The 23,058-nt window shown below is 65.4% G+C and carries 26 protein-coding genes; 13 read left to right on the top strand and 13 right to left on the bottom strand.

Annotated features, from left to right (window positions below):
• Positions 1-3 precede the first annotated feature (3 nt).
• Positions 4-2,256: a DNA topoisomerase IV subunit A gene (gene parC, locus ASE83_RS04060; RefSeq protein ID WP_055784037.1), complete on the bottom strand. Its 2,253-nt coding sequence runs from the start codon at positions 2,254-2,256 to the stop codon at positions 4-6.
• Positions 2,257-2,316: 60 nt separating this feature from the next.
• Positions 2,317-2,898 carry a TetR/AcrR family transcriptional regulator gene (locus ASE83_RS04055; protein ID WP_082443053.1) on the bottom strand — a complete coding sequence of 194 codons (582 nt, stop codon included), beginning with the start codon at positions 2,896-2,898 and terminating at the stop codon, positions 2,317-2,319.
• 183 nt (positions 2,899-3,081) lie between these two features.
• Between ASE83_RS04055 and ASE83_RS04050 the strand changes: the two genes are divergently transcribed.
• The 3 genes from ASE83_RS04050 to purC all read left to right on the top strand — a co-directional run bounded on the left by ASE83_RS04050 (position 3,082) and on the right by purC (position 5,655).
• Entirely contained in the window at positions 3,082-3,906 is an 825-nt protein-coding gene (locus ASE83_RS04050; RefSeq protein WP_055784033.1) for an alpha/beta hydrolase family protein, read from the top strand.
• 68 nt (positions 3,907-3,974) lie between these two features.
• Entirely contained in the window at positions 3,975-4,781 is an 807-nt protein-coding gene (locus ASE83_RS04045) for a hypothetical protein (RefSeq protein WP_055784031.1), read from the top strand.
• A 94-nt stretch (positions 4,782-4,875) separates the two neighbouring features.
• Positions 4,876-5,655, top strand: a complete 780-nt coding sequence (purC, locus tag ASE83_RS04040) for a phosphoribosylaminoimidazolesuccinocarboxamide synthase (protein WP_055784029.1) — start codon at positions 4,876-4,878, stop codon at positions 5,653-5,655.
• Between the two features lie 270 nt (positions 5,656-5,925).
• Here the strand turns inward: purC and ASE83_RS04035 are convergent, their stop codons facing one another.
• The 4 genes from ASE83_RS04035 to ASE83_RS04020 are packed head-to-tail and all read right to left on the bottom strand — an operon-like array spanning position 5,926 to position 9,350.
• A complete protein-coding gene (locus ASE83_RS04035) occupies positions 5,926-7,728 on the bottom strand; it encodes an acyl-CoA dehydrogenase C-terminal domain-containing protein (protein ID WP_055784027.1) in 1,803 nt (600 codons plus the stop codon).
• Positions 7,729-7,732: 4 nt separating this feature from the next.
• A complete protein-coding gene (locus ASE83_RS04030) occupies positions 7,733-8,176 on the bottom strand; it encodes a MerR family transcriptional regulator (RefSeq protein WP_055784025.1) in 444 nt (147 codons plus the stop codon).
• A 32-nt stretch (positions 8,177-8,208) separates the two neighbouring features.
• Positions 8,209-8,673: an EF-hand domain-containing protein gene (locus tag ASE83_RS04025; protein ID WP_055784023.1), complete on the bottom strand. Its 465-nt coding sequence runs from the start codon at positions 8,671-8,673 to the stop codon at positions 8,209-8,211.
• A 38-nt stretch (positions 8,674-8,711) separates the two neighbouring features.
• Positions 8,712-9,350, bottom strand: coding sequence for a squalene/phytoene synthase family protein (locus ASE83_RS04020; RefSeq protein ID WP_055784021.1), 639 nt, complete (start codon positions 9,348-9,350; stop codon positions 8,712-8,714).
• A 109-nt stretch (positions 9,351-9,459) separates the two neighbouring features.
• Between ASE83_RS04020 and ASE83_RS04015 the strand changes: the two genes are divergently transcribed.
• The 3 genes from ASE83_RS04015 (at position 9,460) to ASE83_RS04005 (ending at position 12,703) form a co-directional block, all read left to right on the top strand.
• Positions 9,460-11,433: a TadE/TadG family type IV pilus assembly protein gene (locus ASE83_RS04015; protein WP_162236583.1), complete on the top strand. Its 1,974-nt coding sequence runs from the start codon at positions 9,460-9,462 to the stop codon at positions 11,431-11,433.
• Positions 11,430-12,014 carry a TadE/TadG family type IV pilus assembly protein gene (locus ASE83_RS04010; protein ID WP_055784017.1) on the top strand — a complete coding sequence of 195 codons (585 nt, stop codon included), beginning with the start codon at positions 11,430-11,432 and terminating at the stop codon, positions 12,012-12,014. The genes ASE83_RS04015 and ASE83_RS04010 overlap by 4 nt, the downstream gene beginning before the upstream one ends.
• A gap of 71 nt (positions 12,015-12,085) precedes the next feature.
• On the top strand, positions 12,086-12,703 hold the full coding sequence (locus tag ASE83_RS04005) for a hypothetical protein (protein ID WP_055784014.1): 618 nt from the start codon (positions 12,086-12,088) through the stop codon (positions 12,701-12,703).
• Positions 12,704-12,748: 45 nt separating this feature from the next.
• On the opposite strand, the gene ASE83_RS04000 is transcribed toward ASE83_RS04005, so the two are convergent.
• From ASE83_RS04000 to ASE83_RS03990, 3 genes are all read right to left on the bottom strand, one after another.
• The gene (locus ASE83_RS04000; RefSeq protein WP_055784013.1) at positions 12,749-14,188 is read right to left on the bottom strand and encodes a pyruvate dehydrogenase complex E1 component subunit beta; all 1,440 of its coding nucleotides are present in this window, start codon (positions 14,186-14,188) and stop codon (positions 12,749-12,751) included.
• A gap of 1 nt (position 14,189) precedes the next feature.
• Positions 14,190-15,239, bottom strand: a complete 1,050-nt coding sequence (gene pdhA, locus ASE83_RS03995; protein WP_055784011.1) for a pyruvate dehydrogenase (acetyl-transferring) E1 component subunit alpha — start codon at positions 15,237-15,239, stop codon at positions 14,190-14,192.
• A gap of 102 nt (positions 15,240-15,341) precedes the next feature.
• Positions 15,342-15,698: an FtsB family cell division protein gene (locus ASE83_RS03990; protein WP_055784009.1), complete on the bottom strand. Its 357-nt coding sequence runs from the start codon at positions 15,696-15,698 to the stop codon at positions 15,342-15,344.
• A 62-nt stretch (positions 15,699-15,760) separates the two neighbouring features.
• On the opposite strand from ASE83_RS03990, the gene ASE83_RS03985 reads away from it, so the two are divergent.
• Complete coding sequence (locus tag ASE83_RS03985; RefSeq protein WP_055784007.1) at positions 15,761-16,129, top strand: tRNA-binding protein; 369 nt, start codon at positions 15,761-15,763, stop codon at positions 16,127-16,129.
• Here ASE83_RS03985 and ASE83_RS03980 read toward each other — a convergent pair.
• Positions 16,121-17,404 (bottom strand): hypothetical protein, encoded by a 1,284-nt coding sequence (locus tag ASE83_RS03980; protein WP_055784005.1) that lies wholly within the window; start codon positions 17,402-17,404, stop codon positions 16,121-16,123. The two genes, ASE83_RS03985 and ASE83_RS03980, sit on opposite strands and share 9 nt — an antisense overlap.
• Before the next feature lie 191 nt (positions 17,405-17,595).
• On the opposite strand from ASE83_RS03980, the gene ASE83_RS03975 reads away from it, so the two are divergent.
• Complete coding sequence (locus tag ASE83_RS03975; RefSeq protein WP_156352625.1) at positions 17,596-18,321, top strand: hypothetical protein; 726 nt, start codon at positions 17,596-17,598, stop codon at positions 18,319-18,321.
• Positions 18,322-18,394: 73 nt separating this feature from the next.
• Here ASE83_RS03975 and eno read toward each other — a convergent pair whose 3' ends face one another.
• Positions 18,395-19,669: a phosphopyruvate hydratase gene (gene eno / locus ASE83_RS03970; RefSeq protein ID WP_055784001.1), complete on the bottom strand. Its 1,275-nt coding sequence runs from the start codon at positions 19,667-19,669 to the stop codon at positions 18,395-18,397.
• Between the two features lie 144 nt (positions 19,670-19,813).
• On the opposite strand from eno, the gene ASE83_RS03965 reads away from it, so the two are divergent.
• The 5 genes from ASE83_RS03965 (at position 19,814) to ASE83_RS03945 (ending at position 21,715) form a co-directional block, all read left to right on the top strand.
• A complete protein-coding gene (locus ASE83_RS03965) occupies positions 19,814-20,314 on the top strand; it encodes a hypothetical protein (RefSeq protein ID WP_156352623.1) in 501 nt (166 codons plus the stop codon).
• A gap of 8 nt (positions 20,315-20,322) precedes the next feature.
• On the top strand, positions 20,323-20,658 hold the full coding sequence (locus tag ASE83_RS03960; protein ID WP_055783998.1) for a phage holin family protein: 336 nt from the start codon (positions 20,323-20,325) through the stop codon (positions 20,656-20,658).
• Positions 20,655-20,948 (top strand): hypothetical protein, encoded by a 294-nt coding sequence (locus ASE83_RS03955; RefSeq protein WP_156352621.1) that lies wholly within the window; start codon positions 20,655-20,657, stop codon positions 20,946-20,948. The genes ASE83_RS03960 and ASE83_RS03955 overlap by 4 nt, the downstream gene beginning before the upstream one ends.
• 4 nt (positions 20,949-20,952) lie before the next feature.
• Positions 20,953-21,402: a DUF883 family protein gene (locus ASE83_RS03950; protein ID WP_055783994.1), complete on the top strand. Its 450-nt coding sequence runs from the start codon at positions 20,953-20,955 to the stop codon at positions 21,400-21,402.
• Positions 21,403-21,493: 91 nt separating this feature from the next.
• On the top strand, positions 21,494-21,715 hold the full coding sequence (locus ASE83_RS03945; RefSeq protein WP_055783992.1) for a DUF4170 domain-containing protein: 222 nt from the start codon (positions 21,494-21,496) through the stop codon (positions 21,713-21,715).
• Positions 21,716-21,855: 140 nt separating this feature from the next.
• Here ASE83_RS03945 and ASE83_RS03940 read toward each other — a convergent pair whose 3' ends face one another.
• The gene (locus ASE83_RS03940; RefSeq protein ID WP_055783990.1) at positions 21,856-22,530 is read right to left on the bottom strand and encodes a rhomboid family intramembrane serine protease; all 675 of its coding nucleotides are present in this window, start codon (positions 22,528-22,530) and stop codon (positions 21,856-21,858) included.
• A 6-nt stretch (positions 22,531-22,536) separates the two neighbouring features.
• The gene (gene greA / locus ASE83_RS03935; RefSeq protein ID WP_055783989.1) at positions 22,537-23,013 is read right to left on the bottom strand and encodes a transcription elongation factor GreA; all 477 of its coding nucleotides are present in this window, start codon (positions 23,011-23,013) and stop codon (positions 22,537-22,539) included.
• Positions 23,014-23,058: the final 45 nt, after the last annotated feature.

The following is a 23,058-nucleotide window of genomic DNA, read 5'->3' as shown; positions in this document are numbered from 1 at the left end:
GATTCAAAAACGATTGTCGCGCGGGAAACCGTTGGGCGGCATCCGCCCGGCGGCACCGCGCGCGGCGCGCCAGGGCGACAGGTCGCTCTCGGTCCGCATCCGCCCGGTCTCGCCGCCCATGGTCCAGTGCAGCCCATCGGCAAAGCGCAACGTCCGCGCATCGGACAGGCCGCCATCGCGGAAGCGCTGCAACTGCACCCCCTGCCCGCGCGCCATTTCCGCCAGTTCGGCAAGCGGGAACAACACCAGCTTGCGGTTGTCGCCGATCGACGCGACGTAATCGTCCTCGGCAGCGATCGGGCGCACGACCTTCAGCTTCGCGCCGGGCCGGGGCGACATCACCTGTTTGCCCTTGCGCGTCTCGGCCAGCACATCGGCCACCCGCACCATGAAGCCGCGCCCATCGGTCGCCGCCAGCAACAGCCGTTCGGACGCCGCCGCGCGCGACAGGCCGACGATCCGCGCTTCACCGTCGAGGTCGATCATCGCCCGCACCGGTTCGCCGAACCCGCGTCCGCCGGGCAGCTTGTCGGCGCCCAGCGTGTAGAACCGGCCACCATCGGTCGCCAGCAGCAGCTTGTCGGTCGTATGCGCGTGGAAGGCAAAGGCCGGGCCGTCGCCTTCCTTGAACCGTGCGGTATCCGCCGACGCCAGGTCGACATGCCCCCTCAGCGCGCGGACCCAGCCGCGCTGCGACAGGATGACGGTCAGCGGCTCGCGCTCGATCATCGCCTCGGCCGGGATTTCGCGGGCCGGGGCCGCTTCCTCGATCGTGGTGCGACGGGCGCCCAGCACCGTGTCCTGCCCATAGCGGTCGCGCATCTTCGTCAGGTCGCGCTTCATCCGCGTTCGCTGCCGGGCCTCGCTGGACAGCAGCAGCGTCAGGTCGGCCTGCTCCTTCTCCAGCTTTGCCCGTTCGCCCCGGATTTCCATCTCCTCCAGCTTGCGCAAGCTGCGCAGCCGCATGTTGAGGATCGCCTCCGCCTGCCGGTCGGTCAGGTCGAACTCCGCGATCAGCACGGGCTTCGGCTCGTCCTCGGTCCGGATGATCGCGATCACCCGGTCGAGATTGAGATAGGCAGCGAGATAGCCATCGAGCAGTTCGATCCGGTCGGCGATCTTTGCCAGCCGGTGTTCGCTGCGCCTGCGCAGCACGACGAACTGGTGGTCGACCCACGCCTTCAGCGCCTCACGCAACGGCATGACGCGCGGGGTGCGATCCTTGTCCAGCACGTTGAGGTTCAACGGCACGCGCGTTTCGAGGTCGGTCAGGCGGAACAGCCCGTCCATCAGCACCTGGGGATCGACGGTGCGGCTGCGCGGTTCGAGGACGATGCGGATTTCGGCGTCCGATTCGTCGCGGACGTCGGTCAGGATCGGCAGCTTCTTGTCGTTGATGAGCGCGGCGATCTGCTCGATCAGCTTGCCCTTCTGCACGCCATACGGAATCTGGGTTACGACGATCTGCCAGCCGCCGCCCTTTTCCCGCTCGATCTCATGCCGCGCGCGGACGCGAAAGCCGCCGCGGCCGGTCGCATAGGATTCGCGGATCGCGGCGGGCGAATCGACGACGATGCCGCCGGTCGGGAAATCGGGTCCGCGAACATGCGCCAGCACCGCCGCATCGTCCGCTTCGGGCTGATCGACCAGGATGATGGCGGCGTCGAACAGTTCGGCGGCGTTGTGCGGCGGCACGCTGGTCGCCATGCCGACCGCGATGCCGCTGGCGCCATTGGCCAGCAGGTTGGGGAACATGCCGGGGAACAGTTCCGGTTCCTGCTCCTCACCGTTATAGGTCGGGCGGAAATCGGTGGCGTCTTCGTCGAGACCCGCCATCAGGTCGATCGCGACCTGGGTCAGCCGCGCCTCGGTATAGCGATAGGCGGCGGCGTTATCGCCGTCGATGTTGCCGAAATTGCCCTGCCCGTCGACCAATGGATAGCGCAGCGCGAAATCCTGAGCGAGGCGGACCATCGCGTCATAGACCGACTGGTCGCCATGCGGGTGATATTTGCCGATCACGTCGCCGACAACGCGGGCGCATTTCTTGTACCCCGATGCCGGGTCCAGCTTCAGCAGCCGCATCGCCCAGAGGAGGCGGCGATGCACCGGCTTCAGCCCGTCGCGCACGTCGGGCAGCGAGCGGGCGGTGATCGTCGACAGCGCATAGACGAGGTATCGTTCGGACAGCGCGCTGTCGAACGGCGCATCGAACACGCCGATCGGCGTCACGGGGTCGGTCAGATCACTTGCCATCGCACCTGCGATAGCAGGGGAATGCGCCCCCCGCGAGGGGCGAAATGGAACGAACCGGGATCAGGCGGCCTGTCGCCCCGACTCTTCCGCGCAACCCGGCAGTTTCCCGTCGCACAAGGCCCAGACATCGGCGACGATCGAGCGCCATTCGTCGCACTCCATCTCGATCAGCCCGAATAGCCGCATCAGGAACGCGCCCTCCAGCGCGACGAAGGCGAGCCGCAGCCAGCGTCCCTCGGCGGTCGAGACGTCGATCGCGTCCAGCCGGTTGCGATACCAGCGCCGTACCTGCACCATGTGCTGCGGCGAATTGAGCAGCGAGACCAGCAGCGTGGGAGCACCGCGCTTCGACCGGTCGTCATAATTCGCGCCATAGGCGATATGGGCGCGGATGCGGGACGCTTCATCGTCGGGAACGGCGCCCAGTTCGATCATGTGGTCGGCATATTCCTGCTGCCACCGCTCGAACATCGCCGCGATCAGCGATTCCTTGCTGCGGAAGCTGTACTGCACGCCGCCATTGGTGATGCCCATCCGTTCGGCCACCGCCGCGATGGTCAGGCCGGCCGGCCCCTTTTCCATCGTCACCGCTTCGGCGGCATCCAACAGCTTGTCACGCTCGATCGTACGAATTCTACCCACGATATACGCCCCCTGCCGCTATCCCCCGGATAGCGTTGCCTTTCCCCGGCGTCCCCTTAACCAACGATCCGCCGAGGTACAATTTTATTATACGATATTGCCTATCGATTGTCGTTTAATGTCACCTATCGGAGGATCGACCGTATGATACCGACAGGCAAGCGCGATTTACCCTGGATTCCGATGACCTGGCCCGACCTGACCGGACGGCCGCGGCCCGAGCCGGACCATCAATTGCGCTATGGCGACGACAGCCTGCAGGTCGTCGACCTGTGGGTGCCGGCCGGGCGGCCAGCGCGGCAGCACTGGCCGACGGTCGTGATGGTCCATGGCGGATGCTGGCAAAGCGCGATCGCCGACCGCCGCCTGATGGACTGGGCGGCGGCAGACCTGCGCGCGAACGGCTTCGCGGTATGGAACATCGACTATCGCGGGGTGGATCGCGACGGTGGCGGCTATCCCGGGACCTTTCGCGATGCTGCCGCCGCGACCGACCTGTTGCGGCTCCATGCCGACGCGCACGACCTCGACCTGTCGAGGATCGTCGCGCTTGGTCATTCGGCGGGCGGTCATCTCGCGCTGTGGCTCGCCGCGCGCCATCGCCTGCCGCCGGACAGCATCCTCGCCGGCGGTCGGCCGCTGCCGATCGCCCATGTCGTCAGCCTGGGCGGGCTGCCCGATCTCGCCGCAGTCGAAGCCAGCCCGGACAATGGCTGCGGCACCGACGTCATCGCCAGACTGGTGGGCGACCGGGCGGACCGCTTCGCCGACACGTCGGTCGCGTGCCTGCTGCCCATCGGTGTGCCGATCGATCTGGTCAACGGCCGCGACGACCGGATCGTCCCGGCCCGCATGGCTCCGGCCTTTGCCGAAATGGCCCGGCGGCAAGGTGACGACGTGACGCTTCACGAGGTCGCCGACACCGGTCATGTCGAGCTGATCGCTCCGGGAACCGCTGCCTGGGAGGCGGCCGTCACCCTCGTTCGACAGGCGACCAAGCCCTGCTGAACGCTCGCCGTTTGACTCTTTGCCGTATTTGTGACACATTTTTGCCTCAATTAAGGCAAAGGTGGCCCATGCGGTTTCGCACTTCCTTTCTGACGTTGCTGATCCTCGCCGGCTGCAGCCAGGCACCCGACCATGCTTCGGAGCAGGCCGCGCCCGGCGTCGATGTCACGGCCGCACCGGGTGTCGCGTTCAGCTACCGCTACGGCTTCCGCCTGCCGGCGGCGCGGATCGCGGCGGTACAGGAGGCACATGCGGCCGCCTGCGAACGGTTCGGCGTCGCCCGCTGCCGGATCACCGCGATGCGCTATACCCGCAGCGAGGATAACGACATTTCGGCGATGCTCGGCTTTTCGCTGGCCCCCGACCTGGCCCGCAGCTTCGGGCGCGACGGCATACGCGGGGTCGAAGCCGCCGAGGGTATGCTGCTCGATTCCGAGATCACCGGCGAGGATGCAGGCGCCAGGATCGACCAGCTGGCGCAGACGCGCGACGCCGCCGCTGCCGACCGCGCCGCGATCGACGGGCGCAGCGGCACCACCAGCCGCGAAGCCCGCGCGGAGCTGGAGCGGCAGCGCGCCGCCGCGACCGGATCGGAACGCGAAGCCGCCGCCGCGATCGCCGAACAGCGCGCCGCGCTGGCCGCGACGCCGGTGGTGTTCGAATATCGCGCCGGTCAGGCGATCCGCGGCTTCGATCCGGCGTCCCCCTTCACCCGCGCCGCCGATCTTTCGGTCGCTTCGGCCCGCTGGACGATCGGCACCGTGCTCGCGCTGCTGGGCCTGGCGCTGCCGCCCTTGCTGCTGGTCCTGTTCGGGCTGCTGCTCTGGCGCCGCGTCCGGCATCTGTTGCCGATGCGCGTACCGCACGCGGGCTGATTGCGCGGACGCGCCCCTTCCGCTATGCGGCGGCTTTCCGCAGGGGGCCGGACACGACTGCTCTGGCCCATGCCGTCTCGTTGAAGGGAATCGCATGGCTCGCCGCCGCCAGATCTACGAAGGCAAGGCAAAGATCCTCTATGAGGGTCCGGAGCCGGGTACGCTGATCCAGTATTTCAAGGACGATGCCACCGCCTTCAACGCCCAGAAAAAGGGTACGATCAGCGGCAAGGGCGTGCTGAACAACCGGATTTCCGAGCATGTCTTCACGCTGCTCGGCAATATCGGCGTGCCGACGCATTTCATCCGCCGCCTGAACATGCGCGAGCAGTTGATCCGGCAGGTCGAGATCGTGCCGATCGAGGTCGTCGTGCGCAACGTCGCGGCCGGATCGCTTTCGAAGCGGCTGGGGATCGAGGAAGGGCAGCAACTGCCCCGCACGATCGTCGAATATTATTACAAGGACGATGCACTCGGCGATCCGATGGTATCGGACGAACATATCCTGTGCTTCGGCTGGGCGGCGCAGGACGAACTGCACGAGATGGCCGACATGGCGATCCGCGTGAACGACTTCCTGTCGGGCATGTTTGCCGCGATCAACATCCGTCTGGTCGACTTCAAGCTCGAATTCGGCCGTATCTGGGACAATGACTTCAGCCGCATCATCCTGGCCGACGAGATCAGCCCGGACGGTTGCCGCCTGTGGGACATGACCACCAACGAGAAGCTCGACAAGGATCGCTTCCGTCGCGACCTGGGCGGCGAAGTCGAGGCGTATCAGGAAGTCGCGCGGCGGCTGGGCCTGCTGCCCGAAGGCGCGGATTCGGCGGTGCTCGACCTAGAGACGCATCGCAAGAAGCGCGAGAAGTAAGGGCCAATCCCGACAACGAGCGTCACCCCAGAGCAGGCTGTGGCCTTTCTCGGTCCGGCGTTGCGGTGCCCGCGAGAGAGACCCCAACCTGCGCTGGGGTGACGTCTTTGGCCGGTTTCGAAAGGTGCGAGGCTCGGCCATCGTACACCTGTCATCCCGGCGAAGGCCGGGATCCATGGACGGGGTGTCGCCGATGGCAGGAACTGCCGCGGGTGTCGCCTATCCATGGATCCCGGCCTTCGCCGGGATGACGGTTTTAGTGATGCCGCCTTACCCCCGCGCGAACAGCGCCGGATCGAGCGCCATGACCGCATCCGCCCCGCCCTCGATCTTGCGCCGCAATGCGCCGGTCTCGGGGATGATGCGCTCGGCATAGAAGCGCGCGGTCACCCGTTTGCCCTCGATGAACGCCGGATCGCCCTCGCCCGATGCCGCCAGCGCCTCGGCCGCCGTCAGCATCCGCAGCCACATCAGGCCGGTCGCGACGACGCCCATGATGTGCATATAGGAATGCGCGCCGGCCCCGACATGGTTCGGGTTCTGCATCCCGTTGGCCATGAACCACATCGTCGCCGCCTGCAGGTCCTTGAGGCCCCGCTCCAGCCGCTCGGCAAAATCGCGGGTCGCATCGGCATTCTTGGCGACGGCGATCTCTTCGCCGACGATGCGGAAGAAATGCTGGATCGCCCGACCGCCATTCTGCGCCAGCTTGCGCCCGACCAGGTCCATCGCCTGCACGCCGTTGGTGCCTTCATAGATCATCGCGATTCGGGCATCACGGACATATTGCTCCATGCCCCATTCGGCGATGTAGCCGTGCCCGCCATAGACCTGCTGCGCGTTGGTCGCGACGTCATAGCCCTTGTCGGTGCCATAGCCCTTGATGACCGGGGTCAGCAGCCCGACCAGATCGTCGGCCAGCTCGCGCGCCGCCGTATCCTCGCTCATATGCGCCAGGTCGACCTGCAACGCCCCCCACAGGCACAGCGCACGCAAGCCCTCCGTCAGCGCCTTGCCCTCCATCAGCATCCGGCGGACATCGGGATGAACGAACAGCGTGTCCGCCTTTTCCTGCGGCTGGGCCGGACCGGTCAGCGCCCGCCCCTGCCGCCGGTCGCCGGCGTAGATCACCGCGTTCTGGTACGCGGTCTCCGCCACGCCTAGCCCCTGCAACCCGACGCCCAGCCGCGCGGCGTTCATCATGATGAACATGGCGGCGAGGCCCTTCATTTCCTCGCCGACCAACCAGCCCTTTGCCCCGTCATAGTTCATGACGCAGGTCGAATTGGCATGAATGCCCATCTTGTGTTCGATCGACCCGCAGGTCACCGGGTTACGGTCGCCCAGCGATCCGTCGTCGTTCACCAGGAACTTCGGGACCACGAACAACGAAATCCCCTTCGAGCTTTCCGGCGCGCCCGGCGTTTTGGCGAGGACGAGGTGGATGATGTTGTCGGTCAGGTCATGCTCGCCCGACGAGATGAAGATCTTGGTCCCCGTGATCGCCCACGATCCGTCGTCGTTCGGCACCGCTCGGGTCTTGATGAGGCCCAGATCGGTGCCGCATTGCGGCTCGGTCAGGTTCATGGTGCCGCCCCATTCGCCCGACACCATTTTCGGCACGTACATCGCCTGCTGTTCCGGGCTGCCCTTCACCAGCAGCGCGGCGATCGCGCCATGGGTCAGCCCCGGATACATGGCGAACGCCATGTTGGCCGAGATCAGATATTCCTCGAACGCGGTCGCCACGACATGCGGCATCGCCTGTCCGCCGAACTGCTCGGGCGCCGACAACGTGCCCCAGCCCGATTCGACGAACTGGCGATAGGCGTCCTTGAACCCGTCCGGCGTCGTCACGCTGCCATCGGCATGGCGGGTGCAGCCCTGCTGGTCGCCCGATGCGTTCAGCGGGAACAGCACTTCGGCAACGAAGCGGCCGCCCTCTTCCAGCACTGCCTCGACCGTGTCGGGCGTCGCATTGGCGAAACCGGGCAGCGCGGCATGATCGCCGATCTTCAGCACATGATCGAGAATGAAGCGGGTATCGCGGACGGGCGGGGTATAGCTCGGCATGGGGTCAATCCTTCTCCGGGGAAGCGCCCTCTTGTGGGGCATTCTGATGGGGTAGCGCCTCGATCGTCGCGACGAATTCGCCCAGTTCGGCGATCGCGGCGTCGATGTCGCGGCGCTGGTTTTCGAGCAGCGCGATCCGGTCGCGGCACTTCTGCACCGTGACCTGCCGCTGCACGACCCGACCATCGCCGATGTCGTACAGGTCGATCATCTCGCGGATGTCGGCGAGGCTGAACCCGACGCGTTTGCCGCGCAAAATCCACGCCAGCCGGGCGCGGTCGCGCTGCGAATAAATGCGGGAAAGGCCACGCCGCTCCGGCGCGATCAGCCCTTCATCCTCGTAGAAACGCAACGCCCGCGCGGTGACGCCGAATTCGTTGCACAGATCGGTGATCGAGAAGCGGTCGGCTTCGGGCGATTCGACGGCGAGGGCGGTGGAAGCTGCCATGCCGTCGAAGCTAGTTTACGTTGACGTGAACGTCAACTATCGTCGGCGGTGGTGGTCGCCGGCGGACATTCCACCCGCCGCTTCGGCTTGCGCTTCACCGCGGTCGTCGCGAACTCGGCGGAGTCGAGCGCGCCGTCGCGCCCCTTGTCGGCCGTCGTGAACTTGGTCGCAGTCTTCGCCGCCCATTCGTCGAAGCTCAGCCGCCCGTCGCCATTGGTGTCGAGCTTCGTATAGGCCTTGCGCCGCGACGCCAGATACTCGTCGCGGGTGATGCGGCCATCGCGATCCTTGTCATAGCGGTCGAACCGCTTCTGCTCGCGCGTGCGCGCCGTCGCGGCGGGAGAGTCGTCGGGCAATGCCGCATCCGCTTCGGGCATGGCGGCAGCCATGGCCGGCGGCGGGGGCAGCTTCTCGGTCGCGGCATTGCTGCGAAACAGGAACAGCCCCGCCGCGACCAGCGCCAGCGCCGACCCAACCCCTGCCAAGAATCGCCACATCGCCCGCCCCCCGATTTCGACCCGTTACACGCGAACCGTCATCGCCCGGCAAGTCCGAACCACATCAGCCTCGCCGCACGCTTCGGCCCGCCCTGCGGCACACCCGCCAGTTCCAGCCGGGCCGACAGCGCCAGCATCCCGAGCGACCGGGCGACCCCGGCCAGCGATCCGGTCAATGCCGTTTGCGCCAGCGCATCCGCCCGTGCGGCGGTTGCGGGTTCACTTTGATGCCGGGCGAGGTCGAACAACGCCCAGCCCTGCCCCAACCGCCGCGCCACCGCTGCATCACCACCTAGAATCGCCGCTGCCAACGCGAACAGACGCCCGCCACGCTCCTCGGCGAAACGTTGCAACGCGGCATCATCAAGGGTCTCCTCTTCGATCAGCACATCCCAGCCGTCGACGATCCCCGATAGGTCGGTACCGCCCACTCCCAGCGGCAGGACATCGGCATAGAGTGCTTCTAGCACCGGCATCGCCGGTGGCGCTGCGCCGTCCAGCTTCGCCAGTTGCTCGCGCCACCATGCCAGCCGGATCTGCCCCAATGCCGGCTGGGTGGTCGATCGCACGACGTCCCCCAATGCCGTATCGAGCGCCAGCAGCGCGGACAGCGCGGCACGACGGCCGTTATCAGGGGCGTAGGCAAGCGCAAGGGCGCGTTCGGGATCATGGTGCATCGCGGCGATCAGCCTGCGTCTTAAACATCCGTCAACCCCGTTCAGGCATGAAAGCCTGTGATATGCGCAGGGTGCGACTCCTGCGCCAGGGCAGATGGACTGGGCGGGCATGATCGGATCGGCGGGCGAGCAGCATAAGGCAAAGGCCGGGGGCATCCTCAGCCGGCTGGCACGCGACCGGCGCGGCAATACGCTGGCGATGATGGCGGTCGCGCTGATCCCGCTGGTCGGCATTGCCGGGTCCGCGATCGACACCGCCCGCGTCTATTACGTGAAGGTGCGGCTGCAACAGGCGTGCGACGCGGGCGTGCTGGCGGGCCGCAAGTTCATGGACGGCACCGATTTCAACACGAATGCGCAGCAGCAGGCGCAGGCGTTCTTCGCGAACAATTTCAAGGCCGGGATGATGGGATCGGAGTCGCCATCCTTCGTTCCCGTACGGACGGTCGAGAACCAGGTGGCGGGAACCGCCAACGCAACGGTGCCGATGACGTTGATGCGGATGGCCGGCTTCGCGCCGGTGACCATCTCGGTCGCGTGCGAAGCCAAGCTCGAAATCCCCAATCTGGACGTCATGTTCGTGCTCGACACCACCGGGTCGATGGCCGACACCAATCCGGGGGACAGTGCGAACAAGATCACCGGGCTGCGCAAGGCCGTCATTAATTTCTACGACACGGTGGAATCCGCCAAGAAGACGGGGACGCAGGTCCGTTATGGCGCGGTCCCGTATTCGTCCAACGTCAATGTCGGGATGCTGCTGAAGCCCGAATGGGTCGCCGACAAATGGACCTATCAGTCGCGCATTCCCGATGGCACGACCACGTCGAATTCCACGACGACCGACAATGCCGACTATGTCTGGTATAAATGGAGTGGCTGGACACGACAGAGCGGGACCTCGGGCCAGCGCAACTGGCGGGGATCGAACGAAAACTGCGTGGCGCCGGCCAACACCTACGCGGAACAATGGAAAAGCGATCCGTGGCAGTCCGCGCCCAACAACGAATATACCCAGTACAGCACGGTACGCGCGAACGGCAGTACCTACTCGGCAAGCATTTCGAACGGTGTCTGCACCGTCTACGAAAACTGGTGGGACAATGTCGTCCAGACCCGCACCGACTATTACAAGCCGAACCCGAACAAGGGTAAGACCACGACGACTTCCAAGACGACGTACAACTGGCAGTATCGCCCGGTCGAATATGACGTACGGACGTTGAAGGGCACCGGATCGACGGTCAGCGGCGGTACGATCAGCCTTCAGGTCGGCGATAACCATGCGTTCCGTAACATTTCATGGAACGCCGCATCCGCGTGCATCGAAGAGCGGCAGACGGTCAAGCAGGACACCTATCCCACGATCCCTGCGGCGGCGTATGACCTCGACGTCGACATGATCCCGACATCCGACCCGGCGACACAGTGGAAGGTCTGGCTGCCGTACGTGGTCTACGCGCGGCACGCGATCAACAACTGGCAGACGCAGACGGTAAAGACGAGTTCGAACTACCAGAATATCGGCGACTATAATGTCAACGGCAACCGCCTCGCCTATTGCCCCAGCCCTGCGCAGAAACTGCAGGTTATCAACAAGGGCAATCTGGTAAGCTACGTCAACGGCCTGACCGTCGGCGGTGGCACGTATCACGATATTGGCTTTCTTTGGGGCCTGCGCCTCCTGTCGCCGACCGGCCTGTTCGCCAGCGAGAATACGGCCGCGCCGAACGGCAGCCAGATTTCGCGCCACCTGATCTTCATGACCGACGGTCAGACCGATACCAGCCGCCAGATCTACGATGCCTATGGCCTGCCCGCGCTCGACCAGCGCCGGACGAACGGGATGCCGACCGACACGCAGCAGAACGACATCGTCGCCAACCGCCTGTCTGCCCTGTGCGACGTCGCGCGCCGTAAGAACATCACCGTCTGGGTCATCGCCTTCGGCACGACGCTCAGCCCGATGCTCGAGCAATGCGCCGCCGGGGGCCGTGCATATCAGGCGGCGAACACCGCCCAGCTCAACACCGCGTTCAGCAACATCGCCGCGCAGATCGCCAAGCTGCGGGTATCGAAATGATCCGTCGCGTCATCGACGACCGACGCGGCGCGACGCTCGTCGAATTCGCGCTGATCGCGCCGGTGATGCTGCTGTTGCTGATGGGGCTGTTCGACCTGTGCTACCGATCCTATGCGCAGGCGATCCTGACCGGCGCGGTGCAGCAGGCAGCACGCCGCGGCACGCTGGAGGGCAATAGTGGCAACGACACGCTCGCTAGGATGGACGCCTCGGTCATTTCCCAGATGCGACCGGTCGCCAACAACCTGACGTGGCAGAGTAGTCGCAAATTCTATCGCGGCTTCGCCAGCATCGCGCCCGAAACCTTCGACGACGCCAACCACAACAACCGCTACGACCCCGGCGAATGTTTTTCCGACATCAACGGCAACAAGCGATGGGACACCGACCCCGGCAACGAAGGACAGGGCGGCGCGAACGACGTCACCGTCTATACGATGCGCGTCACCTATCCCCGGCTGTTCCCGCTGGCGGGTCTGATGGGCATGTCGCCGACCCAGGAAATCTCTTCCACGACCGCGCTGAAGAACCAGCCCTATGGCTCGCAAAGCGTCGATGCGCCGGAGACGATATGCAACTGACTTCTCGCGTCCCGGCCCTGCCCAACATCAGCCGCCTTCGTCGTTTGTGGCGGGATCGGCGAGGGGTGGCGATGCTGGAATTCGCATTGGCGCTGCCGGTCGTGCTGCCGATCGGGTTGTATGCGGTCGAATTATGCAACTTCGGCATTTCGCAGCTGCGTCTCAGCCAGTCGACCTTGGCGCTCGCCGACAATATTTCGCGCGTCGGCGTCGACACCACCATGGCGACGCAACAGCTGCGCGAAGCCGACATCAACGAGGTGATCGAGGGGCTGCGCCAACAGGCGAAGAACCTGTCGCTCACCGCCAACGGCCGCGTCACCATCTCCAGCCTGGAGAAGAAGAATGGCGCACAGTGGATCCACTGGCAGCGCTGCGTCGGCGTGAAATCCGGCCCCGGTTACGATTCGACCTTCGGCCGCGAAGGCGATGGCGGAACGTCGGGCAGCGGGTTTACCGGAATGGGTGCCGGGGGGACCAAGGTCGTCGCGCCCGACAATTCGGCGGTGATCTTCGTCGAAATCAATTACGACTATCAGCCGCTAATCTCGCGCTATTTTCTGGGGCAGCGCAAATTACAGCAGACGGCGTCGTTCATCGTGCGCGACAACCGGGAATTGACGACCGGGATCGTCAATCCCGCGCCGGTGGTGCAGGACCGCATGACCTGCGACCGCTACACCGAATAGAGCGGCCGCTGCGGATCGGATGTCCCGATCCGCAGCGCACCGGCCTTACTTGTAGGTGACCTTCTTCACCGCCGCGACGACCTTGTCGCTGGTGATGAGCGCCAGCTTTTCGAGGTTCGCGGCATAGGGCAGCGGCACGTCCTCGTTGGTGACGCGCAGCACCGGCGCGTCGAGGTCGTCGAAGCCCTGCTCCATGACCACCGCCGCGATTTCCGACGCGATCGAGCAGGTCGGCCAACCTTCCTCGACCACGACCAGGCGGTTGGTCTTCTTGAGCGACTTCAACACCGTCTTGGTGTCGAGCGGGCGCAGCGTGCGCAGGTCGATGACCTCCGCGTCGATGCCCTCGCCGGCCAGCTTTTCGGCGGCTTCGAGCGCGAGGCCGACGCCGATCGAATAGCTGACGATGGTCACGTCCTTGCCCGGCTTCATGATCCGCGCCTTGCCGATCGGCAGGACGAAATCATCGAGCTTGGGCACGTCGAACGACCGGCCGTACATCAGTTCGTTTTCGAGGAAGACGACCGGATCGGTCGAGCGGATCGCCGCCTTCAACAGGCCCTTGGCATCGGCCGCGTCATACGGCGCGATCACGATCAGGCCGGGGACCGAGGCATACCACGGGCCATAGTTCTGCGAGTGCTGTGCACCCACGCGGCTCGCCGCACCATTGGGACCACGGAACACGATCGGGCAGCGCATCTGGCCACCCGACATGTAGTTGGTCTTGGCGGCCGAATTGATGATGTGGTCGATCGCCTGCATGGCGAAGTTGAACGTCATGAACTCGATGACCGGGCGCAGGCCACCCATCGCCGCGCCGGTGCCGATGCCGGCAAAGCCATATTCGGTGATCGGCGTGTCGATGACGCGACGGTCGCCGAATTCGGCCAGCAGCCCCTGCGTCACCTTGTAAGCGCCCTGATATTCGGCGACTTCCTCGCCCATCACGAACACGCGGTCGTCGGCCCGCATTTCCTCGGCCATCGCGTCGCGCAGCGCGTCGCGGACCGTGGTCTTGACCATTTCGGTGCCGGCCGGGATCTCCGGGTCCGCTTCACCCTCCTGATCGGCGGCATCGAACAACTGGCGCGCGCCGGTTTCGGCATGCTGCGGTGCCGTGCCTTCGGGGGCGGGCGGTGCCTTGTCGTCGTTCTTCGTCTCGGCCTTCGGCTCGGCAGCGGCGGCCTCGCCGGCGCGCGCTTCGGTCGGCGGTGCCGACCTGGCGGCGTCGACATCCTCGCCCTCGGCGGCGATGATCGCGATGACCGCGCCGACCTTCACGTTATCGGTGCCCTCGGCGACCAGGATCTGGGCGATCGTGCCCTCGTCCACCGCCTCGAATTCCATCGTCGCCTTGTCGGTTTCGATCTCGGCCATGATGTCGCCCGACTTGACCGTGTCGCCTTCCTTGACGAGCCACTTGGCCAGCGTGCCTTCTTCCATCGTGGGCGACAGCGCCGGCATCTTCAGTTCGATCGGCATCTTAGTAGCTCTCCACCAGTACGTCGGTGTACAGTTCCTTGGCGTCCGGTTCCGGCGCGCTCTCGGCAAAGTCGGCGGCGGCGTTCACCACCTTGCGGATTTCGGCCTCGATCGCCTTCAGCTCGTCTTCCTGCACGCCGACGGCGTTCAGCTCACGCTTCAGCCCCTCGATCGGGTCCGAATTGTCGCGCATCGCCTGCACTTCGTCGCGGCTGCGATACTTGGCCGGATCGGACATCGAATGGCCGCGATAGCGATAGGTCTTCATCTCGAGGATGATCGGCCCCTTGCCCGCGCGTACCCATGCCAGCGCTTCCTCGGCCGCGCCGCGGCACGCCAGCACGTCCATGCCGTCGACCTGGATGCCCGGAATGCGGAAGCTCTCGCCGCGCTTGTACAGCTGATCCTCGGCCGAGGCGCGATTGACGCTGGTGCCCATGGCGTACTGGTTGTTCTCGATCACGAAGATGATCGGGAGCTTCCACAACTCGGCCATGTTGAACGATTCGTAGACCTGGCCCTGGTTCGCGGCACCGTCGCCGAAATAGGTCATGCAGACGCCGCCGTCGTTCGCATATTTGTGCCCGAACGCGAGACCCGCGCCCAGCGACACCTGCGCACCAACGATGCCGTGCCCGCCATAGAATTTATGCTCGGTCGAGAACATGTGCATCGACCCGCCCTTGCCGCGGCTGATGCCTGCTTCGCGCCCGGTCAACTCAGCCATGATGACCTTGGGATCGATGCCGTAGGCCAGCATGTGACCATGGTCACGATAGCCGGTGATGACCGAATCCTTGCCGGATTCCAGTGCCGACTGCAGCCCGACCGCGACCGCTTCCTGACCGATATACAGGTGGCAGAAGCCACCGATTAGGCCGAGGCCATACAACTGCCCCGCCTTCTCTTCGAAACGGCGGATCAGCAGCATTTCCTTGTAGAAGGAAAGCAGCTCTTCTTTCGACGCCTCGTACCGCTTTGGCTCCCCCGGCCGTTCGCGATTGGGAATGACGGGTTCGCTGGTGCGGCCTTGCGCCGGTGCTTTTGCCACGGTTCGGATGCCTCGTTCCTGAAAGGATTGGGTTAGGAGCGCCGCCTATGGCGTGATTTCCTTGCCCGCGCAACCGAGGCGCAGCGGCTTACGCTGCGGAAATCAGTCGTCCAGCCGGATTCCACACCGTGACCGCGCCGCCGCCTCGCCGGTAATCGGCACGATGAATTCGTCCGGATGCGCGACGTTCAGCTTTCGCCGGACCAGTTCGTCGACCATGTCGGGATCGGCGTGGCGCGGATCGAGCAGTTCGACCCGGTTGCGCAGGTCGGCGCGCACTTTTTCCAGACACGCATATTGCGCCTTTCGCATCGTCAGCTTGCGCTGATAATCGCGATACGCCAGCACCCCGTTCGGCCCCAGCACCGCGTGATAGGCGAAAAATCCCATGACGAGGATCACCAGCGCCGGCCATCCGGCGCGCTTGAGCATCTGGCGAAGGGGAGACGAACGCGGCATCGCGCGTATGTCGTGTATAGCCGGTTTCCACGCAAGCCGTCTGTGATGCTACCGGAGCCGATATGCACCTTCTCCACGACCCTGCGCAGCGGACCGAGGCGACCGATTTCGACACCTTTCTGAAGATCGACATCCGCGTCGGCACTGTCCTGTCCGCCGAACCCTATCCCGAGGCGCGCAAGCCCGCGATCAAGCTGCTGATCGATTTCGGCCCGGTGATCGGCCAGAAGCGATCGAGCGCGCAGATCACCGAACATTATGACTGCGCGGCGCTGGTCGGGCGGCAAGTCGCGGCGGTGGTCAATTTCCCACCGCGCCAGATCGGCAAGTTCGTGTCCGAAGTGCTGACGCTGGGCTTTCCCGACGCCGACGGCGCGGTGGTGCTGTTCGCACCGGATGAGCGGGTGCCCGACGGCGGGCGGCTATTCTGAAGCCGGTTGCCGCAGGGCCAGCGCGAACAATGCCATGCCGCCAGCGATGTCCCATGTCAGGATGCGGTCCATGAACCACGCATGTTCGGCACTATGCTGCCAGAACAGCACCAGCCACAGTGGCGGGACCAGCAGCGATGCCGCCAGCGCCGTCGCCCGAAACCGCTCCCCCGCATCTGCTGACACCCGCAACCGCCGGTAGCCCCATCCGCCCGCGACCAGCGCGATCGCCAGCGACCCGAGCACCAGAATGTGCATCCCCGATGCCATCCCCTCCAGCCCGGCCCAGAGGTGGGTGACGAACTCATAACCCCCGACCGCCGTATCGCGCCGCGCCGCCTGTTCCAGCCCGACCCGAAACAGCAATTGATGCTCGATCGTCGCCAGCGCTCCCGCTGGAAACATAATGGCGACCAGCAGCAGCTTCGCGATCATCGTCGCCCCCGCCGCGATGGAAAAGGCGATCACAGCGCGCAGCAAGGTCCGGCCGTTCCCCACGTCGACCGACAGCGCCAGCGGAACCGCACCGAGCACGACGGCCAAACCAAGCGGCAGCCCGCCCGTCAGGAATTCGAACTGCATGGTGAGCGCCCCAAACGCGGCCGCGGCGATGACCACCGCCCCCTCACCGAGTGGCCGCTCGGCCGACCCGCGCGCCAGGAACAACAGGAACGCCAGCACCACCAGGTCCGCCGGCCCATGCCCCAGCGACTGCCCGAACGATTCCAGCCCGAACCATCGCGCGAACACGACGACGATCGCCAGCCATGCACCCGCTTCGTGCGCCCTTCGCCCTCGCGCCAAACCCATCAGCGCATAGCCGATCCCCGCCAGCAGGAGCAGGGTCGCCAGCAGCTTGTACAGCCCGCGCAGTCCAGCAACGCCCAGCTGCGGTACCAGCCAGCGCGCCAATGTCGTGTGGGCATGAAGATATTGATGATAGAAGCGCGTCGGCGGCTGCACCTGCCCCGAGGCGAAGCCGTGCAAGGCGGCGCAGCTATTGTTGGTATCGACCGGCACCGACAACGGGCTGATGGCGCGCAACCGGGCGGGCGCGCGGTCGTCCATCGCTTGAAACAGGATCAGGCAATCGTTGTACTGGTGCGATCCGATCTCGGTATTGCCATGCATCCAGCTTGCCTCGACATCGAGCGCGCCACTGGCAAACGCAGCAGCGACCGGCCGCGCCAGCGCATCGCGGTCGATACGCAGGCTGGCGATGGCGAGCCCCCGAAACACGCCGAAGATCGCGAGCGCGACGGCGGCCCCGATCAACGCCGCACCAACCACGCTACGCCAATACCGGCGGGGCGGTTGCGAAGCCAGACGGTCGCGATCATTCGGTAGAAGTTTCACCCGTTCGCCCTATCGTCCTCATCGCTACGAACCGGTTAACCATTCGTCGTTCAGCCGGCAGCCAACTCGGCTCGCCGAGCAACACACACGGAAATAACTGGGAGATTACGATGCGGGTGGGAGTTGCGGCAGCGATGCTGTTGCTCGGCGGCTGTACGGTTGCGACGATGGACGGATTCGACGCGATCGCTCCTGCGGGGGAGCGGGTCGACATGACCGGCATTCCCGGCTGGCAGGACGGTGCCTTCCGGCTCGGCGGCGCGCAGGGTCATGTTCGTCGCCGCGCGGTCGGCGCGACCCGGGAATGGAATGACGATCCCTGGGTCCAGGTAACTAAGGCGGTGGTCGAACGCACCGGCACCCTGAGCTTCGACCTGTCGGGCACCGACGCCGGCGGCCGGATCGAGGGGCGCTGCCGTTATGGACGGGTAGAGGGACGGCAGCATATCGGCCCGCTGTCGATCAGCGAACCGGTCCGCCCGTTACGCCTTGCCTGCGCCTATCGCATCGACGGACAAGACGCGGGCGGCATGGACCTGTCCGGCATCCTGCCGACCGGGCCGACGCCGGCCGAACCACGACTGGGCGTAATCGACGTGCAAGGCACTGAACTGACGGTGACCTCGCGCCACGCCATGACCGGCAGCCGCCAGCCGCTCGCGGCGCCGATCGGGTACGTCCTTTCCGATCGCGATGGGCGCGTGGTCGGGGCGATCGAAACCAATGGCCTCGGCACGCGGCGGCTCGTTCTGCCCCGATCAGCAGCGGAGCGACATGCGGCGATAGCGGCGATGGTTACGCTCGCGCTTTTCTGGGACCCGGGCGACACCGATTAAGACGAGTCGCGGCGGCCCATGCGAAAGGGCGCCGGTTCACACCGACGCCCCCTTCCAATCGCAACGATAGCGATCAGCGCAGGATCGAACGCCCGGCATAGCGCGCCGCGCCGGCCAGCTCTTCCTCGATACGGATCAGCTGGTTGTACTTGGCGAGCCGGTCCGACCGCGCGAGCGAGCCGGTCTTGATCTGGCCGCAGTTGGTGGCGACTGCGAGATCGGCGATCGTCGAATCCTCGGTTTCGCCTGAACGGTGCGACATGACCGCGGTATAGCGGTTGCGCTGCGCCAAGTGCACCGCTTCCAGCGTCTCGCTCAGCGTACCGATCTGGTTGACCTTCACCAGCAGCGAGTTGGCAAGGCCCTGCTCCAGACCCATCGCCAGCCGCTTCGGGTTGGTGACGAACAGGTCGTCGCCGACCAGCTGCACCTTGTCGCCGATCTTGTCGGTCAACGCCTTCCAGCCCTCGAAATCGTCCTCGCCCATGCCGTCCTCGATCGACAGGATCGGATAGCGCGCGGCGAGGTCGGCCAGATAATCGGCCATTTCGTGCGGCGACAGCGACTTGCCTTCGCCGACCATTTCGTACCGGCCGTTCTTGAAGAATTCAGTCGCGGCGCAGTCGAGCGCCAGCATCACGTCCTCGCCCGGCTTGTAGCCCGCGCGCTCGATGCTCTGCATGATGAAGTCGAGCGCGTCGATCGTGCTGTTTAGCGCGGGGGCGAAGCCGCCTTCGTCACCAACCGAGGTCGACAGGCCCTTTTCCGACAGGCCCTTCTTCAGCGTGTGGAAGATTTCCGACCCGCACCGGACCGCTTCGGCGATGCTGTCGGCACCGACCGGCATCACCATGAATTCCTGAAAATCGATCGGGTTGTCGGCATGTTCGCCGCCGTTGATGATGTTCATCATCGGCACCGGCAGCAGATGCGCCGAAACCCCGCCGACATAGCGATACAACGGCAGGCCACGTGCATCCGCCGCCGCCTTGGCGACCGCCAAGCTGACGCCCAGGATCGCGTTCGCGCCCAGACGGCCCTTGTTCTCGGTCCCGTCGAGCTGGATCATCACCTCGTCGATGTCGCCCTGGTCCTCGGCGTCCATGCCTAACACGGCTTCGGCGATGTCGCCGTTCACCGCTTCGACCGCGGCCAGCACGCCCTTGCCCAAATAGACCGACTTGTCGCCATCGCGCTTTTCGACGGCTTCGTGCGCGCCGGTCGACGCGCCTGACGGAACCGCGGCACGGCCGAAGCTGCCGTCCTCCAGCAGTACATCAACCTCGACGGTCGGGTTGCCGCGGCTGTCGAGGATCTGGCGGCCATGCACCTGGATGATTGCGGTCACGTAACGACTCCTTCTATTGTCGCGCGAAGCGGCGTGGTCGCGGTCCCTCTATCCATTCGGCCCGCTACCCGCAAATCCTCTGCGCAGCACGGAACCGCCGCACTGCCACATGGTTTTCCTACCGAAACGACGAAAGGATTCGTTATGACCGACTTCAATCGGACCGGTATCTCGCCGACGACCAATGACAGCAGCAGCGTCGTGCTCGACACCGACCTGCCGCCCGTTACCGACACCGGCAGCACTGACACCATCGGCGGCGCCAAGCAGACGCTGAAGGACGAAGCATCGAAGCTGTCGGCCAAGGCGACCGAAAAGGCACGCGGCCTAGCCGACGAGGGCAAGGCGCGGGCAACCGGTGCACTCGATGAATTTTCGAAACTGATGGAAGACGCCGCCGGCACCGTCGACGAAAAGCTCGGCGAACAATATGGCCAATATGCCCGTTCGGCCGCCAAGGCGATTTCGGGCTTTTCGGACGGCCTGCGCGGCAAGGAGGTCGAGGACCTGCTTGCCGATGCCGGCGATTTCGTGCGCAAGAGTCCGGCAATCGCCATCGGCACCGCCGCCGCGCTCGGCTTCGTACTGGCGCGCATCGTGAAGGCCGGGGTCGATACGGACACCACTCCGTCGGCCAAGGGCTGATCCCGACCATGGGGGATGAGGGACTGGGAACGGTCGTTTCGCGCGTCGTCGACGATGCCAAGGCATATGCCCAGGCGGAGATGACATTGTGGAAGACGGTGGCGAGCACGCGCGGATCACAGGCCGGCATCGCGGCGGGCCTCGCGGTGGGTGCGATCGTCATCGCCCTGTCGGCGGTGACGGCGCTGCTGGTCGGTGCGATCCTGTCGCTGCGGCCGGTCATGGGTCCGGGCTGGGCCACGTTGCTGGTCGTCGTCGTGGCGCTTGCGATCGCGGGCCTTCTCGGAAAGATGGCATTGACCGGCTTCAAACGGGTCATGGCCCCGCTGGGAGAGCGGCATTGATCCCTCCCTCGCTCGCCGCCGCACAAGCGGATGTCCTCGTGAAGCGTGCCCGGCTGAAGGCGAGTCTCGCCGAGGCCAGGCATCGCCTGTCTCCTGCCACCATCGCGTCGGGCGTCGCCGACGACCTGCGTGACAAGGCGGAAGAAGGCGTCGCCGTCATGCGCGAACGGCCTGGCATCGCCGCCGGTATCGCCACTGGCATCGTTGCGCTCCTCGCCCGCAAGCGGATCGCCCGTCTGTTCCGCAAGCCACCCCCGCCCCTGCCCCCGACCGCCCCGAACAAGGAATAGCATCATGAGCGAACTCAAGACCGCCCCGACCGCAACCACCCCTGGCACGATCGATACGATCAAGGACAAGGCGGCAACCGCCGCCCATGCGACCAGCGACGCCGCCCATGACGCGGCGAAACGCGCGTCCGACGCCGCGCACGACGCGGCCGTTCGCGCGCAGGACACGATCGAAACCCATCCGCTCGCCGTTCTGGCCGGCGGCCTGGCCCTCGGTGCCGTAGTCGGTGCGCTGCTGCCGCGCACTGCCCAAGAAACCAAGACGCTCGCGCCGCTCGGCCGGAAACTGTCGGCTGCCGCCACCGCCGCTGCCGCGACCGCCCGCGATGTCGGCAAGGAACAGCTCACCGCCGCGCTGCCCAGCAAGGACGGCGCGAAGGAACAGCTGCGTTCGGTCTTCTCGAATGTCGTGCAGGCTGCGACCGACAGCGGGAAAAGCGCGATCAAGGGCTGATCCGCTCTACTGCACGCAAGTTATGGGTTGAAGGGTACGCTCCGTCCGCTATGCGACGGGGCGTATTCTTTTTTGCACTGCGGGAACGACCATGAGCAAACTGCACCTCGTCTTCGGCGGCCGCGTCTCCGATCCGCGCACGCTTGACTTCGCCGACCTGAAGGCGATCGACGTCGTCGGCGTCTTCGGCGACTATGCCAGCGCCGAAAAGGCATGGCGCGCTGCGGCGCAGCGGACCGTCGACGATGCCGAGATGAAATATGTAGTGGTGCACCTCCACCGCCTGCTCGAACCGGAACTGCCGGCGGCGTAACGGTTTCGATCAGATCAGGACACATCCGTTCGTCCTGAGTAGCCATTGAGCCTGTCGAAATGGCGTATCGAAGGACCGTTCGTGGCGAATGCTTCGATACGGGTCTTCGACAGGCTCAGCCCCTACTCAGCACAAACGGGTCAGCTTCCTGGCTCGCTGCCCGCCCCGCTTGTCTGCGAACCCCATCGCCACAGCAACAGCGGCCGCAGCAACACCATTCCGGCGACAAACCCGCCGACATGGGCAGCACCTGCGATTGGCATCCCGCTGCCCGCGCTCGACCAGCCGATGAACAGGTTCATCGCCGTCCAGAACACGCCCAGCCAAACCGCATGAACGACGTGCGCCGGAACCGGCCCGATCGGCTTGGCCTTCGCCCCGCCGAACAACAGCGCATAGGCCCCGATCAACGCCGAAATCGCGCCGCTCGCCCCGACCATCGCCACCGGGGATGCCGGATCGACCAGCCATTGTGCGCCCGCCGCCAGATAGGCACCGACGACAAGCAACACGGCCACTCCGCGCAGCCCGACTGCGCGTTGGGTCGGCGTACCCACGATCAGCAGCGACAATAGGTTGAAGCCAAGGTGCAGCCATCCATCATGGATGAACGCCGCCGTCAGCGGGGTCAGCCAGAACGGTACCAGCGTCGGTAGCCCCGACTGTGTCGACAGGTCCAGTTCGGCACGCACGGGCACGAACCCGCCGACAATCGCCGCCCAGTCGACTCGACCGGTCAGGATCAGGAACGCGCTGACCAGCGCGATCAGCCCGCCGATCGCCAAGATCGCCGGTGACGGACGCCGTTCGAACATGACGGTCTAGATGAACTCGATCTTCGAAATCTGGTAATATCGGTCGCCCGACGGCACCGTCACCTCGACATCGTCATCGACCTTGCGCCCGATCAACGCGCGGCCCATCGGCGAATTGTACGAGATACGACCCGACTTCGCGTCCGCCTCGGTCTGGCCGACGATCTGGTAGACGACCGTCTTGTCGTCCTCGTCGAGCATCGTCACGGTCGCGCCGAACACGACCTTGTCGCCCGACAGTTCCTTCGGATCGATGACCTGCGCGCGGGACAGCTTGTCCTCGATATCGGCGATCGACGCCTCGATCTGGCCCTGCCGTTCCTTCGCCGCGTGATATTCGGCGTTTTCAGACAGGTCGCCGTGCGCGCGCGCTTCCTCGATCGCGTCGATGACCAGCGGTCGCTCTACCTTCAGCTGCTTAAGGTGTACCGTCAGGCGGTCATAGCCCTCCTGCAACATCGGCATCTTTTCGACCGTCGCCATCGCGCGCGCGTCCCTTTTTCTGTCATTGCCCCCGCCACACGGACG

The organism is Sphingomonas sp. Leaf32, assembly GCF_001421765.1.
Classification (GTDB): Bacteria; Pseudomonadota; Alphaproteobacteria; order Sphingomonadales; family Sphingomonadaceae; genus Sphingomonas.
This window is presented reverse-complemented; position numbering and strand designations above follow the sequence as displayed.

Excerpts from the sequence above, each read along its gene's own strand:
- ASE83_RS04015 (WP_162236583.1), top strand. The coding sequence starts at position 9,460 with ATGATCGGATCGGCGGGCGAGCAGCATAAGGCAAAGGCCGGGGGCATC.
- ASE83_RS03950 (WP_055783994.1), top strand. The coding sequence starts at position 20,953 with ATGAGCGAACTCAAGACCGCCCCGACCGCAACCACCCCTGGCACGATC.
- ASE83_RS04010 (WP_055784017.1), top strand. The coding sequence starts at position 11,430 with ATGATCCGTCGCGTCATCGACGACCGACGCGGCGCGACGCTCGTCGAA.
- ASE83_RS03945 (WP_055783992.1), top strand. The coding sequence starts at position 21,494 with ATGAGCAAACTGCACCTCGTCTTCGGCGGCCGCGTCTCCGATCCGCGC.
- ASE83_RS04030 (WP_055784025.1), bottom strand. The coding sequence starts at position 8,176 with ATGGCAGCTTCCACCGCCCTCGCCGTCGAATCGCCCGAAGCCGACCGC.
- ASE83_RS04050 (WP_055784033.1), top strand. The coding sequence starts at position 3,082 with ATGACCTGGCCCGACCTGACCGGACGGCCGCGGCCCGAGCCGGACCAT.
- ASE83_RS04035 (WP_055784027.1), bottom strand. The coding sequence starts at position 7,728 with ATGCCGAGCTATACCCCGCCCGTCCGCGATACCCGCTTCATTCTCGAT.
- ASE83_RS03990 (WP_055784009.1), bottom strand. The coding sequence starts at position 15,698 with ATGCCGCGTTCGTCTCCCCTTCGCCAGATGCTCAAGCGCGCCGGATGG.
- ASE83_RS03960 (WP_055783998.1), top strand. The coding sequence starts at position 20,323 with ATGGGGGATGAGGGACTGGGAACGGTCGTTTCGCGCGTCGTCGACGAT.
- ASE83_RS03965 (WP_156352623.1), top strand. The coding sequence starts at position 19,814 with ATGACCGACTTCAATCGGACCGGTATCTCGCCGACGACCAATGACAGC.
- ASE83_RS04000 (WP_055784013.1), bottom strand. The coding sequence starts at position 14,188 with ATGCCGATCGAACTGAAGATGCCGGCGCTGTCGCCCACGATGGAAGAA.
- ASE83_RS04025 (WP_055784023.1), bottom strand. The coding sequence starts at position 8,673 with ATGTGGCGATTCTTGGCAGGGGTTGGGTCGGCGCTGGCGCTGGTCGCG.
- ASE83_RS03985 (WP_055784007.1), top strand. The coding sequence starts at position 15,761 with ATGCACCTTCTCCACGACCCTGCGCAGCGGACCGAGGCGACCGATTTC.
- ASE83_RS03975 (WP_156352625.1), top strand. The coding sequence starts at position 17,596 with ATGCGGGTGGGAGTTGCGGCAGCGATGCTGTTGCTCGGCGGCTGTACG.
- purC (WP_055784029.1), top strand. The coding sequence starts at position 4,876 with ATGGCTCGCCGCCGCCAGATCTACGAAGGCAAGGCAAAGATCCTCTAT.
- ASE83_RS04045 (WP_055784031.1), top strand. The coding sequence starts at position 3,975 with ATGCGGTTTCGCACTTCCTTTCTGACGTTGCTGATCCTCGCCGGCTGC.
- ASE83_RS03940 (WP_055783990.1), bottom strand. The coding sequence starts at position 22,530 with ATGTTCGAACGGCGTCCGTCACCGGCGATCTTGGCGATCGGCGGGCTG.
- ASE83_RS04005 (WP_055784014.1), top strand. The coding sequence starts at position 12,086 with ATGCTGGAATTCGCATTGGCGCTGCCGGTCGTGCTGCCGATCGGGTTG.
- greA (WP_055783989.1), bottom strand. The coding sequence starts at position 23,013 with ATGGCGACGGTCGAAAAGATGCCGATGTTGCAGGAGGGCTATGACCGC.
- ASE83_RS04020 (WP_055784021.1), bottom strand. The coding sequence starts at position 9,350 with ATGCACCATGATCCCGAACGCGCCCTTGCGCTTGCCTACGCCCCTGAT.
- parC (WP_055784037.1), bottom strand. The coding sequence starts at position 2,256 with ATGGCAAGTGATCTGACCGACCCCGTGACGCCGATCGGCGTGTTCGAT.